General features: G+C 57.5%; 11 protein-coding genes. 4 read left to right on the top strand and 7 right to left on the bottom strand.

The genetic code is table 11. The features are described from left to right. Positions 1-102 precede the first annotated feature (102 nt). From LKR43_RS15020 to LKR43_RS15040, 5 genes are read right to left on the bottom strand one after another with little or no spacing between them, the layout of a single operon-like run. Positions 103-762 (bottom strand): DUF2894 domain-containing protein, encoded by a 660-nt coding sequence (locus LKR43_RS15020; RefSeq protein WP_227685029.1) that lies wholly within the window; start codon positions 760-762, stop codon positions 103-105. Beyond that, complete coding sequence (locus LKR43_RS15025) at positions 759-1,406, bottom strand: OmpA family protein (protein WP_227685030.1); 648 nt, start codon at positions 1,404-1,406, stop codon at positions 759-761. The genes LKR43_RS15020 and LKR43_RS15025 overlap by 4 nt, the downstream gene beginning before the upstream one ends. Further along, positions 1,403-3,376 (bottom strand): DUF802 domain-containing protein, encoded by a 1,974-nt coding sequence (locus LKR43_RS15030; protein ID WP_227685031.1) that lies wholly within the window; start codon positions 3,374-3,376, stop codon positions 1,403-1,405. The genes LKR43_RS15025 and LKR43_RS15030 overlap by 4 nt, the downstream gene beginning before the upstream one ends. An 18-nt stretch (positions 3,377-3,394) precedes the next feature. After that, positions 3,395-4,147, bottom strand: a complete 753-nt coding sequence (locus LKR43_RS15035; protein ID WP_227685032.1) for a DUF3348 domain-containing protein — start codon at positions 4,145-4,147, stop codon at positions 3,395-3,397. A gap of 55 nt (positions 4,148-4,202) precedes the next feature. Then, positions 4,203-4,553 (bottom strand): two pore domain potassium channel family protein, encoded by a 351-nt coding sequence (locus tag LKR43_RS15040; protein WP_227685033.1) that lies wholly within the window; start codon positions 4,551-4,553, stop codon positions 4,203-4,205. Between the two features lie 451 nt (positions 4,554-5,004). Between LKR43_RS15040 and LKR43_RS15045 the strand changes: the two genes are divergently transcribed. From LKR43_RS15045 to LKR43_RS15055, 3 genes are all read left to right on the top strand, one after another. Continuing rightward, positions 5,005-6,159 (top strand): TRAP transporter substrate-binding protein, encoded by a 1,155-nt coding sequence (locus tag LKR43_RS15045; RefSeq protein ID WP_227685034.1) that lies wholly within the window; start codon positions 5,005-5,007, stop codon positions 6,157-6,159. 122 nt (positions 6,160-6,281) lie between these two features. Continuing rightward, positions 6,282-6,911 (top strand): TRAP transporter small permease subunit, encoded by a 630-nt coding sequence (locus LKR43_RS15050; protein ID WP_227685035.1) that lies wholly within the window; start codon positions 6,282-6,284, stop codon positions 6,909-6,911. Further along, on the top strand, positions 6,908-8,818 hold the full coding sequence (locus LKR43_RS15055) for a TRAP transporter large permease subunit (protein WP_227685036.1): 1,911 nt from the start codon (positions 6,908-6,910) through the stop codon (positions 8,816-8,818). Before LKR43_RS15050 ends, LKR43_RS15055 begins: the two co-directional genes overlap by 4 nt. 80 nt (positions 8,819-8,898) lie before the next feature. On the opposite strand, the gene LKR43_RS15060 is transcribed toward LKR43_RS15055, so the two are convergent. Further along, positions 8,899-10,230 (bottom strand): UDP-glucose/GDP-mannose dehydrogenase family protein, encoded by a 1,332-nt coding sequence (locus tag LKR43_RS15060; protein ID WP_227685037.1) that lies wholly within the window; start codon positions 10,228-10,230, stop codon positions 8,899-8,901. A 114-nt stretch (positions 10,231-10,344) separates the two neighbouring features. On the opposite strand from LKR43_RS15060, the gene LKR43_RS15065 reads away from it, so the two are divergent. Beyond that, positions 10,345-10,866 carry a C40 family peptidase gene (locus tag LKR43_RS15065; RefSeq protein WP_227685038.1) on the top strand — a complete coding sequence of 174 codons (522 nt, stop codon included), beginning with the start codon at positions 10,345-10,347 and terminating at the stop codon, positions 10,864-10,866. 49 nt (positions 10,867-10,915) lie between these two features. On the opposite strand, the gene LKR43_RS15070 is transcribed toward LKR43_RS15065, so the two are convergent. After that, positions 10,916-12,502, bottom strand: a complete 1,587-nt coding sequence (locus tag LKR43_RS15070) for a glycerol-3-phosphate dehydrogenase/oxidase (RefSeq protein ID WP_227685039.1) — start codon at positions 12,500-12,502, stop codon at positions 10,916-10,918.

Genomic DNA, 12,502 nt, shown 5'->3' on the forward strand with positions numbered 1-12,502 from the left:
CGGTTTTTTTATTAAACCGTTAACTGACATGAAGTTAACCATTGTACTTGAAATTGACCTTTTTAGATATGGACAATTTCATTTCACTAATACAAATACTCGCTAAGCCTTGCGTGGCGCGGCTTTGCGCTTGCCCGACGCAGCAGGTTTGGCTTCCGCTTTAAGCCTGTCTTCATTCAGCTGCTCGATCCATGACAAGGCATCCATGTAAGAGAGAAAGTGCTGAAGATAGCCCGGCGACAAAGTCTGCATCAGTGTCAGCGTACGATGGGCCAAACCGCTGGAGTTAAGCGGGCCGGCGTTATCGGGAACCTGCTCGCCCGACTGCCTTACCATGCGGCTGGCACTGACGCTTGCCCACGCATTGCGGAAGTAATCAATCAACGCAGGATCCAGACTCAATGGCTGCATGGCGCTGGCATCTGTCGTCGTGCCACCGCCGCTGCCTTCCATCTGCAGCCTGGTTCTGTCGCGCAGCAGCTCACCCAAAGGGCCCGATGCTGCCTCGCGGCCGCCGTGCGCGGCAGCCTGCTGCGAGCATTGGGCAGACTGGCGCGCCGGCTCAACGATCTCGTCCTGATAGTGACGCAGGTACCGCAACAGGCGCTCTTCCAGTACACGCCAGGCATCACCATCCTGACCTGCCATGCGTCGGGCCAGCGCTTCCATAAAAAGAAAGCGTGATGGCGCCAGGCTGTCCTCGCCGCGCTCGCGCCACTCGGCCAGTTGCCTCGCCGCCAACGCTAACTTTTCCTGTTTCATGGCGTGGCACGTACCCCCTGCGACAGGCGGCCGGGAACCGGCGAAATTTCAACGCGCCGGTTTTTGGCGCGCCCTTCTTCGTCGGCATTCGAGGCAACCGGCTGCTGATCGCCAAAGGCCGCCGCAAATACCGACGATGCCGGAATGCCCGCTTCCATCAAGGCACGAGTAACCGTCAGGGCACGTTGTGCCGAAAGATCCCAGTTGTCATCAAACTTCAGGTTGCCCTCGAGCACTTGCTGGTCATCGGTGAAGCCGCTCACCATCAGGATCTGATCATGCGACTGAAGATAATCCGTCAGCGGCGTCACCAGGGATTGCAGCACTTGCAAGCCTTCATCCTGCAGCAGGGCGGAGTTCAGCGCAAACAACACGCTGCCGCTAATGCCTATCCGCCCGTCGACCAAAGTCACGCTGCCTTCGGCCAGCGGTCTGGCCAGCGCCTGCTCCAGGCTGATGCGCCGCTGCGTTTCTTCCTGGCGATGCTCCACTTCTTCTTCGAGCCTGGCCGAGAGCTCCAGCTGCAAGCCGATCGCCCCTACCAGGACCAATACAAACGCGCCCAGGAGCACGGACATCAGATCGCCAAATACCGCCCATACCGGCGCAGTCGGCTCGATACCGGTATCCAGATCGTCGTTCATGGCGCCGCCGTACCGGCAGGTGCCTGCTTCGCACCGGCCTGCTGAAGCTCTTCAATAATCTGCTTTTGCGACATGACACTCAGGTCTATGACCTCTTTGGCTTGCGCCACATAGTAGGCAAGCTGCTCGTCGCTGCGGGCCATGGATTTCTCCAGCGCGGCTTCTATACGCTGCAGATGCTCGACCAATACCGCATTGGACGTACCGAATGCATGGACGGCAGATCCGAATGCATCGCCCAGGCTGGCAACTTCGATGGCGCTGCCGGTAATCTGACTGGCTGCATACGCCAGTCTTTCCGTTTCACTGCGGGTCTGCTCGGTAAAGCGGGTGCCCACACGGTCGAGCACATCGGCGGACTTGACCAACAAGGCGTCGATGGCCTCGCGCTGCCCTGATGAAGCATGTCGCATGGCATCGAGCAAGCCGGCCGAAGTTTCCAGCAGACTGTTGCGCTCTTCGAGCATGGCGTTCTCGCGAGCCATACTGTTGGAGAAAGCCTGGCGAACCTCGGCGACCAGACCCGCGGCCGCTTTGGGGGCGTCGCCGGACAAGGCGGCCAGCCTGCCCATCTCGGCCATCGTCTCGTCTGCCTGATGCTTTGTCTGTGCCGTCAGGTCGGTGGCAGTCTGGGCCAGGGCTGCGCAGATTTCCCGCTGCTGACTCATGGCTTGTTCCCCCGCTTCCTGCCAGTGCATGCGCAAGTCTGCGGCCGCTGTGGCCAGGCTGGCAACCATGGCCTCAAGGCGCTTCTCGTCCTGGCCAGCAAGGTCTGCCCGCAGCGTCTGATGCGACTGATCCACGGCATGCACCAGTGCAGTGGCCTGTTGCTCCAGGGCCGCTGCTGCCGCTGCCAACGCGCGCTGATTATCTGCGAACAGCTGCTCGCTGGTTGTTTGCTGGGCACCAAGCGCCCTCTGCCAGGCAGCCGACAGGTCGTGCACCGTCGTCTGCATGCTTTCGGATACACCCTTCAGTATGCCGGCCGAGCGCTGCTCGAATGTTTGAGTCAGCCTGTCCAGCTGCTGCTGCGCAGCCTGTGTCACGTTGTCGTGCAAGGCGGCTGTCTGCTGCGTCAGGCCCGACATCGTGGTTTGCACCAAGGGCTCGATCGCTGTGCCTGCGCTGCGCACACCTTCCGCAACACTGGCTTTCAATGACTGCTCTACCGACTCAGCAAGGCGCAGATATGTCGCTTCGTTCTTTGCATGAAATTGCTCCTGGCGAGCTTGCAGCTGCTCATTCAGGCTCGCATTTTTCTCTTCCATTGCAACCATCATCGCCTGCAGCCTGTCGGCTACGGAGGCCATGCTCAGCGTCTGTTGTTGCAACAGCCGGTAGCCTTCTTCACGCTGATGCACTGGCGTATGGGCACGCAAGGCACCAAGCGTCGTTGCGTCCAGCGCCTGTGCTGCATGAATGCGATCACGCGTAAGCAAGGCCGACAGCAGGCCCAGCATCGCCGAGGTTGCCACGCCCGCAACCGAGGTACCAAAGGCAAAACCCAGACCCTGAACCGGCGCGGCAAGCGAGGCCCGGATCGCGGCCAGGTCGGTCGCACTTTCCAACGCCAGCCCCGTACCACGCAATGTCGCGATCATGCCCAGAAACGTGCCCAGCATGCCCAGCAATACCAGCAGGCCTACCAGATAAGGCGTCAGCACCGGCCTGGGCAAGCCTGAGCGCCCTCCCCGAACCCGCTGCGTGACCGCAGTCCGAAGGGCGGGATGCACCGAGCTCAACCAGGTTTCCAGCCCATCCGGCGTCTCGGGCAATGCCTTGAGCGCCCTCATCAGACTGCTTGTGGCCTGATGATAACGAAGCAGCTCGAACGCACCGGCCAGGTAAACAATGACGATCAGCGCAATGACGGCCAACGCCAGCAGGTTCGATCCCAGGTAATGAGAACCTATCCAGCCTGTGGCAACGAGCCCTGCGAGAAATGTAAGAAGTTGAAGAAGTCGATTCATAGGCTTATCAGTTAACGGCTACGGCCGGCGCGTCAGCGCTGCCAGCAGCCCTTGAGTCGGTTGCAGACGAATTTCGAGTTCTGCGAATAATACGCTCTGCATATCCTGGTGAAATACATTCAGCCATGCATTGGCAGTGGTCGCCGACTCCTGGCCAGACTCAGCCGCAGGCAACGGTGCGGCCTCGTGCTTCAGACGCCGGAAGTGCGCCTCGAGCACGACAGGCACCCGCGCCAGCACGGAAAATTCACGCTCATTCAACGCCTGCTCCATCACAGCGTCCACCGCCGCCAGGCGTGCCATCTCAGGTGACATGCCGGCCAGTCTGGCACGCAGGCGAGTGCGCAACTCGCTGCAGCGTGCTTCCATGGTCTGCTGCAGAGTAATGTAACGCTGCCGATACGTTGAAAATTCAATGGACTCCGTTTGTACGGGATTGTCCGGCCTGGCCGCCGGCGCCTGGCGATGCCTGTGCCTGACCGGTGGCGGCTTGTTGACATTGTCGATCAAGTCGACCAGGGCGTTTCTGACCCGTTCGTATTCCTGATCGTAGTCTGGTGAGCGGGTCGTCCGCGATGCTGAAGGGGTCATCGGAGAACCAGCCGGTACGGCACCACCCAATGCACCGGCCAAGGCGATCGCATCCGACCACCCCAGCCATTGGCTCAGACGATCGGAAAGCGACTGCGACGGCTCCCGAATCCGGGCATCATTCCAGTGCGCCAGCAGGCGAACGAGCGCCGGCCCGCTGAAACTTGTGCGTCGTGCCAATTCTTTCGCCATACCTTCAGGACAAAACGTGCAAGTTTACACGCTGATGTAAAGTTCAATCGTCGTCCTGCTCGTCAAGGTGGAACTTATGGATGATGCGGTGTGCCAGCGGTGCCAGCACGAGCCCCAGGGTCGCCACAAAAACCAGGCCCACCAGAATGCTGTACAAAGAAAAGAAAATCTTTCCCATGACATTCGCCGGCACAATGTACGGACCTATTCCAGAGAGAATCAGCGCGGTATTCAGAACGGCATCGTGCCATACAACCGGCTCAAGCAGCAGATGGCCCAGTACGCCTATCGACAGGGTGAAGCCTACGACAAACAATGCAAGGCCTACATGCGACACAATCCGGTAAGCAAAATTCCTCGGCGACAGTAAAGACTCGTTCTTGGACTCGTACATTGTCCACCCCCTTCAGACTGAACAAACTGGCTTTTCGTTGACCGAATCCTAGCCCAGTTCTCCCGGAAAAGGTATAGGTGAACGCTTTATTTATACGACTTGCCTGCGGCCGATGACGGAAACCAGTTTCACGATCAAAACGAATTAAGGCTGACCGGCTTGTTGAAAGAGCAAAAAACTTACGAAAACTACTACGTGATAACCCTGCTCACACAGCTCGAAAAACGTTTTGAAACATAAACAAAACGAGCGTCAATTTTCAGAAAGACCCGCATGAAGTCTGGCTCTCAGAAGTTTTCCGCCTATTTGCAACACGTCCCAAAGGGTCATTTTTACCGGCTTGAGACTTATTGACGTGGTTTTTTGTATCGCCTATAAAAGCACCGGCAGTTAAAAGTTTGCAGTCAGTTGCAAACAACAAAACTTCATCGCATCATGCCAGGAGACATAAATGAAAAGTAGTGCAAAAGTGGACGCCAAAGCCGTTCAGCCCAAATCGTCGCGCCGTCAGTTCTTGGGGGGCGCCGCAGCAGGTACCGCCGCTGCCGTCGGCATGGGTTTCCCTGCCATTGTCAGCGCACAAGCCCCTACCAACTTCAGGTTCCAGAGCACTTGGCCCACCGTTGACATCTTCCACGAGTACGCACTTGACTTCGCCCAGAAAGTCAACGACATGACGGGTGGCGAGCTCAAGATCGAAGTCTTGCCGGCTGGTGCGGTTGTTCCTGCATTTGCCCTGCTCGACGCTGTGTCCAAGGGCACGCTCGATGGCGGCCATGGCGTGCTGGGTTACAACTACGGCAAACAAAACGCCCTGGCACTGTATTCGTCGGGCCCTGCCTACGGCATGGACGCCAACATGGTACTGGCCTGGCACAAATACGGCGGCGGCAAGGAATTGCTCGACGAACTCTATGCTGAAATCGGCGGTAACGTCGTTACCTTCCTGAGCGGCCCCATGCCCACCCAGGCATTCGGCTGGTTCAAGAACCCCATTACCAAGACTGAAGACCTTAAAGGCCTGAAGTTCCGTACCAACGGTCTGGCCATTGACTTGTTTACAGCCATGGGCGCAGCCGTGAACGCCTTGCCTGGTGGCGAAATCGTTCCCGCACTCGACCGCGGCCTGCTCGACGGCGCCGAGTTCAACAACGCTTCATCCGACCGTCTGCTGGGCTTCCCCGACGTATCGAAAGTGTGCATGCTGCAAAGCTTCCACCAGTCGTCGGAAACCTTTGAGATCACCTTCAACAAAGACAAGTACAACGCCTTACCAGACAAGATGAAGGCCATTATTGCCAACGCAGTTGAAGCGGCTTCGGCCGATATGTCCTGGAAAGCGGTCAGCCGTTACTCGGAAGACTACATCAAGCTGCAGCAAGACGGCGTCAAGTTCTACAAAACACCCGATGCCATTCTGCAAGAGCAGCTGGTCGTCTGGGACAAGATCATTGCCGAGAAAGCCAAAACCAACCCCATGTTCAAGAAAATCGAAGAATCGCAACGAGCCTTCGCCGCCCGCGCAGTAGCCTGGGACATGGACACCAACAATAATCGGCGCATGGCCTACAACCACTATCGCAAAGCAGCTCAGAACAAGAGCTAAGCCGAAACGCAGCAAACAACAATACCACCCACAAGCAGTACGGGTGGTGTTTTTAAATCGGCTACGCAGGGCAAGGCACATTCCGTTCGGCGCCCTGCAGTTCCCCCCCCAGCAGGTTCACCATGCAAAAATTATTATTGGCCATAGACCGGTTCAATACCTGGGTCGGTCAGCTTTTCGGCTGGCTGGTTCTGGCCTTGACGCTATTTGTCACCTATGAAGTTTTTTCCCGTTACGCACTAGGCAATCCGCATGCATGGTCATTTGACGCCATGAACATGATGTATGGCGGTCTGTTCATGATGGCAGGTGCTTATACCCTGTCCAAGAACGGGCACGTACGTGGCGACGTACTTTATGGTTTTTTCCCTCCCCGCCTGCAGGCCGGACTGGATCTGACTTTATATATTCTGTTTTTCTTTCCCGGCGTTATCGCCCTGGTCTGGGCCGGCTACACCTATGCCGCCGAATCCTGGATGATCAACGAGCACTCCACCATCACGGCTGACGGCCCACCCATCTACCCCTTCAAGGCCATCATTCCACTGGCCGGTATCGCCTTGCTGTTGCAAGGTTTTGTTGAAGTGGTCTATTGCGTTCAGTGTCTGAAGCGCGGTGATTGGCCCAAGCGTGAAAAAGACGTGGAGGAAGTCGACCTGGATAAACTCAAGGGCATGGTCCACGTGGACGAGCAAGATATCAAAGACCTCGACAAGCTGGTTGTCGAGCAAGAAAAAGGGAAGCAACCATGAGAAAAGAGATATGGTTTGGCCTCTCTATATTAGTGGCCGTTGTCATTGCGCTGTTTGTGCTGATGCCGTCGCCGGAGAACATCACCAACGGTCACCTGGGCCTGCTCATGCTGGGCCTGATTGTCGTCACCATCATGTTGGGCTTTCCCACCGCCTTTACCCTCATGGGCATGGGGGTGATGTTCACCTACCTGGCCTATCGGGGCATGGGGCCACAGATTGCCATCGAGCAAACACTCGACCTGATGGTGCTGCGTACCTACGCCGTCATGACCAACGATGTGCTCATCGCGGTGCCCCTGTTCATTTTCATGGGTTATCTGGTTGAACGCGCCAACCTGGTCGAACGGCTGTTCAAGAGCATGCACCTGGCCATGGCCCGCTTGCCGGGTTCGTTGGCCGTAGCCACCGTCATTACCTGCGCCGTGTTTGCTACCGCAACAGGTATTGTGGGCGCAGTGGTTACGTTGATGGGTCTGCTGGCCATGCCGGCCATGATGAAAGCTGGTTATAGCGTGCGCCTGACTGCCGGCGCCATTACCGCAGGCGGTTGCCTGGGCATCATGATACCGCCATCAGTGCTGCTGATCGTGTACGGTGCCGTGGCAGGTGTCTCGGTGGTCAAGCTGTATGCAGGGGCCTTCTTTCCAGGCCTGATGCTGGCGTTGCTGTACGTGTTCTACATCATGATCGTCGCCAAGATCAGCCCCAAATCAGCTCCTCCATTGTCTGCAGAGGAACGCCGCGTCACCTTGCCCGAGTTTGCCGAGAACATCAAGAACTCCATAAGCAATCGCGTGATTCCCGGGCTGGTTGGCGCCATGAAGGGCAAGCGCAACATCGATGTACCCATGGGCACCTTGTTGTACAACATGGTGATTGCGCTGCTGCCTGCGCTGGTCTTCGCCGCCGCCATGGCGCTCACCTACGACATTGTCACCGAACCCGACCCGGTTCAGGAAAGCGGTCTTGTAGAGATGGGTTCGTTCTCCATGGGTAGCGAAACCCAGTTTTCGGGCGGGCTGGCCGAACCGCCGGGTTCGGGCGGACTGGCCGAGCCGCTGGGTGCCCAACCCCTGGGTGCTGACAGCACAGCCGACACAAGTGCGCCTGCCCAGGCCGAAGCGGCCGAGGAGACCGATGCCGACGCACGATTACCTGCTCCGATGTCGTTCTGGATCACACTGATAGTCCTCGGTGCCCTGCTGCTTATTTACTACGCCTTCCTTACCTTTGCCCGCCTTGAAATCTTCAAGATGCTGCTCAGCTCGTTCTTCCCGCTGGCACTCATGATTCTGGCGGTGCTGGGCAGTATCGTGTTCGGCTTTGCCACACCGTCAGAAGCAGCGGCCATGGGTTCGTTCGGGGGGTTGTTGCTGGCATTGGCCTATCGTCGCCTGAACATACCCATGCTCAAGGAGTCGGTCTATCTGGCGGCCAAGACCAGCGCCATGGTGTGCTGGCTGTTTGTCGGCTCCAGTATCTTCTCGGCAGCCTTTGCCCTGCTGGGCGGGCAGGCAATCATTAACGACTGGGTACTGGGCATGAACCTGACACCGGTCGAATTCATGATTCTGGCGCAGATCGTTATCTTCCTGCTTGGTTGGCCGCTGGAATGGACGGAAATCATCGTGATCTTCATGCCCATCTTCCTGCCGCTGCTGGCCCATTACCAGATCGATCCGCTGTTCTTCGGTCTGCTGGTGGCGCTGAACCTGCAAACCGCCTTCCTGTCACCGCCGGTTGCCATGTCGGCCTTCTATCTGAAAGGCGTATCGCCGCCACACGTCACGCTGAACCAGATTTTTGCAGGGATGCTGCCATTCATGGGCATACAGATCATCGCCATCGTGATGCTGTATATGTTCCCTGGCATCGGCCTGTGGCTGCCCGAGGTGCTGTACTGATCCCGGCAGCAAGCCCGTAAAAAGGCCGCTTATGCGGCCTGCAGTTCACCACCGGTTCCCGCTCAGGGAGCCGGTTTTTTTTATGCCTGACGACCTATGGCGTAATAGGCAAAGCCATGAGACTTCATTCTCGCCGGCTCAAAAAGATTGCGGCCATCGAATACCACGGGCTGCGCCAGCCGCGCTTTCAGGCAGGCAAAGTCCGGTGCCTTGAACACTTGCCAGTCGGTCACAATGACCAGCGCATCGGCCCCCGTCAAGGCGTCCTCTTTGGTTGCGCATAACGTCAGGGTTTCGGGATTATTGCCATACAAGCGCCGCGCTTCGTTCATTGCCACGGGATCGTAGGCCTGCACTCTGACACCGGCCTGCCAAAGGGAGTGCATCAGAACCCGACTGGGCGCATCACGCATATCGTCGGTATTGGGCTTGAAGCTCAGGCCCCACAGTGCAAAGGTCTTGCCTTCCAACCGGCCCTGATAATGCTGATGAATTTTCCGGAACAACAGCATTTTCTGTGCGTTGTTGCGTGCCTCGACCGCCTTCAGAATGCCTGCATCAACATCATTTTCATTGGCTGTGTGTATCAAGGCACGTATGTCTTTGGGGAAGCAGGAACCACCATAGCCCGCCCCCGGATAAATGAAGTCGTAGCCAATGCGCGGATCGGATCCTATACCCTGGCGCACCATTTCTATGTCGGCACCCAGCCTGTCGGCCAGATTAGCCATTTCGTTCATAAAGCTGATCTTGGTGGCCAGCATGCAATTGGCGGCATATTTGGTCAACTCAGCACTACGCACATCCATCACTATCATTTTTTCATGATTGCGGTTGAAGGGTGCGTACAGCTCGCGCATCACGTCCTCGGCATGACGGCTGTCGGTGCCGATAATAATCCGGTCGGGCCGCATGCAATTTGCGACCGCGGCGCCCTCTTTCAGGAACTCGGGATTCGACACGATATCGAAGGTGAGCTTGCTTAATCCCCGCTTTGCCAGCTCTTGTGTCACGCAGCTGGCTACCTGGTCGGCAGTACCCACCGGCACAGTGGACTTGTCGATAATGATGCGATGGCTGTCCATGGTCTGTGCAATGGTTCGCGCGACGGCAAGCACCTGCGACAAGTCTGCTGAACCGTCTTCGTCGGGCGGCGTGCCCACAGCTATGAACTGAACTTCGCCATGAAGCACACCCACGGCAGCATCGACGGTAAAACGCAAGCGGCCAGCGGCATGATTATCTTGCACCAGGCGACTGAGCCCTGGCTCGAATATCGGGATCTGGCCGCGCCGGAGCTGTTCCACCTTTTCCGGATCAATATCAACACACACGACATCGTGACCAACTTCGGCCAGGACAGCAGCTTGTGTCAGCCCCACATAACCTATGCCAAAAACCGTGACTTTCATATATGCGCGATGCTCCGTGAGCTTTTATCGTAATAGGAACATAACGCAATTACTTGAATAATATATGACACAATAGATGGCATTGGCTCTGGAGCCGTCTGAAAAGATGCCCTCATGATGCAATCTTCCTTGACCACGCGAAGCATCCGCCTGCCTCTGGCATTGTCCCTCACCCTGCTTGTTGCGTGTACGGGGCCGACGCCAACAAAGACGCCGCAGCCGCGCGTTCCTCCACCCACTATCGCACTCGACGGCGCACAGCGCGGCAATGTCATATTGACGGCAGCAGGTCTCATGCAAACAAACTACCGTTACGGCGGCAGCGCGCCGGCTACGGGTTTTGATTGCAGCGGCCTGGTCGCTTACGTATTCCGGCAGGCTGCCAGCCAGCCGCTGCCGCACAACACGGCCGCCATCGCGCACCTGAGCAGACCTATCTCGCGCAGCAAGTTAAAACCGGGTGACTTTGTCTTTTTCAACACCCTGAATCGCCCGTTTTCTCATATGGGTATTTATTTGGGCGACGGGCGCTTCATCAATGCGCCCTCTTCGGGTGGAAAAGTCCGTATAGATTCCCTGGACAACCCTTATTACGCCAAGCGCTTTGAGTCGGCCAGAACATTATTCACTTCTTGAACAAGGCATGAAGATCCGGCACGCAGGCTGACACGTGCCGGAACCTGCCTCAGGCAGGCACATGCTGATATTGGGCTGCCAGCGTCAGGAAGTCATCAAGCTTGGGATCCACATTGATTTCTTCCTGCAGAATTTGCGCAACAGTCGGAGCCAGTTCCGCGGCCAGCTTCGCATCGAGGAACAGCAGCCGTATACGCCTGGCCAGCACATCTTCTACTGTGCGGGCGTATTCATAGCGTGCGGCAAAGCGAATCATTGCCACGGTAAAGCCGGGGGCCAGTTCAATATCGGCACCAGGCAAGCCCTGCACTACACTGGCTTCGGATCCGTATGACAACAACCCCGGGGTCTGCGCCATGGAAGTACGTCCGGAGGATGCGCCCAGCAATTTAAGGCTTGCCGTACTAGAGGCAGGAAGATCTTGCAGCAAGCCATGCTCAACGCATTTTTGCAGCGTATCTTCTGCCATGGCCCGATAGGTCGTCCATTTGCCGCCTGTGACCGTAACCATTCCAGACGGACTGACCAGCACAGTATGCTCGCGACTGATCTTCTTGGTGTTGTTCCCTTCGTTCTCGGGGGGACGCACCAAAGGCCGCAAACCTACCCAGATACTTTTTACGTCGGCTCGTGTGGGGGCCCGCTTCAAATACCTGGCTGCCTCGCCAAGGATGAAGTTGACCTCTTCGAGAAATGCATCAGGTTCGCGCGACAAGTCATGCCGTGGCGTATCGGTGGTGCCCAATATGACCTTGCCCAGCCATGGCACGGCGAACAATACCCGTCCATCTTGTGTCTTGGGCACCAGCAGGGCGTGATCACCCGGGAAAAATTCGCTGTCGACAACCAGATGCACGCCCTGGCTTGGTGCAACCATAGGCTGCACTGTGCGCCCTGCGGCCTGGCCGTCTTTCTGACGGATGTCATCCACCCAGACCCCGGTTGCATTCACCACGCAACGCGCCCGGACGGTGAAAACCTGCCCTGATTCGGCATCAGCGCAGCGCACGCCCACGACCTTGCCCTGCTCGTGCAGAAGCTCGGTAACAGGACAGTAGTTGACCAGCAGCACTCCTTGCGCCGCGGCCGTGCGCGCCAATGCCAGGGCCAGCCGTGCGTCATCAAACTGGCCGTCCCAGTATTTGACGCCACCTTTCAAGCCCTGCTCTTTCACACCCGGCATACAGTCGAGTGTTCGCCTGGCGCTCAGAAACTGGGTCGAACCCAGGCCGGCCTTACCAGCCAGGGCGTCATAGGCTTTCAAGCCCACCCCATAAAAGGGCACTTCCCAGCACTTGTAGCCTGGCACCACGAAAGGCAGTGGCCTGGCCAGATGGGGCGCATTATTCAGTAGCGTGGTGCGTTCATGGAGTGCTTCCTGGACCAGGGAGATATTGCCCTGGGCCAGGTAACGTACACCGCCGTGCACAAGCTTGGTGGCTCGTGACGACGTGCCCTTGGCAAAGTCATGCGACTCAAGCAAGAGTACAGACAGGCCACGCTGGGCGGCGTCCAGCGCAACACCCAACCCGGTTGCGCCGCCGCCGATAACGGCCAGATCGACCTGGCCTAGTCCGGCCAGCGCCTGCAACAGCTGCGGGCGCCCGGACTCTTGGTGAGTAGCTTGATTCGACAT

It is taken from the genome of Pusillimonas sp. MFBS29, assembly GCF_020687695.1.
In the GTDB taxonomy this organism is placed as follows: Bacteria; Pseudomonadota; Gammaproteobacteria; order Burkholderiales; family Burkholderiaceae_B; genus Pusillimonas_C.

Bases quoted from the DNA above. Each gene is read 5' to 3' on its own strand.
- LKR43_RS15025 (WP_227685030.1), bottom strand. From the start codon at position 1,406: ATGAACGACGATCTGGATACCGGTATCGAGCCGACTGCGCCGGTATGG.
- LKR43_RS15040 (WP_227685033.1), bottom strand. From the start codon at position 4,553: ATGTACGAGTCCAAGAACGAGTCTTTACTGTCGCCGAGGAATTTTGCT.
- LKR43_RS15060 (WP_227685037.1), bottom strand. From the start codon at position 10,230: ATGAAAGTCACGGTTTTTGGCATAGGTTATGTGGGGCTGACACAAGCT.
- LKR43_RS15030 (WP_227685031.1), bottom strand. From the start codon at position 3,376: ATGAATCGACTTCTTCAACTTCTTACATTTCTCGCAGGGCTCGTTGCC.
- LKR43_RS15045 (WP_227685034.1), top strand. From the start codon at position 5,005: ATGAAAAGTAGTGCAAAAGTGGACGCCAAAGCCGTTCAGCCCAAATCG.
- LKR43_RS15065 (WP_227685038.1), top strand. From the start codon at position 10,345: ATGATGCAATCTTCCTTGACCACGCGAAGCATCCGCCTGCCTCTGGCA.
- LKR43_RS15050 (WP_227685035.1), top strand. From the start codon at position 6,282: ATGCAAAAATTATTATTGGCCATAGACCGGTTCAATACCTGGGTCGGT.
- LKR43_RS15070 (WP_227685039.1), bottom strand. From the start codon at position 12,502: ATGTCGAATCAAGCTACTCACCAAGAGTCCGGGCGCCCGCAGCTGTTG.
- LKR43_RS15055 (WP_227685036.1), top strand. From the start codon at position 6,908: ATGAGAAAAGAGATATGGTTTGGCCTCTCTATATTAGTGGCCGTTGTC.
- LKR43_RS15020 (WP_227685029.1), bottom strand. From the start codon at position 762: ATGAAACAGGAAAAGTTAGCGTTGGCGGCGAGGCAACTGGCCGAGTGG.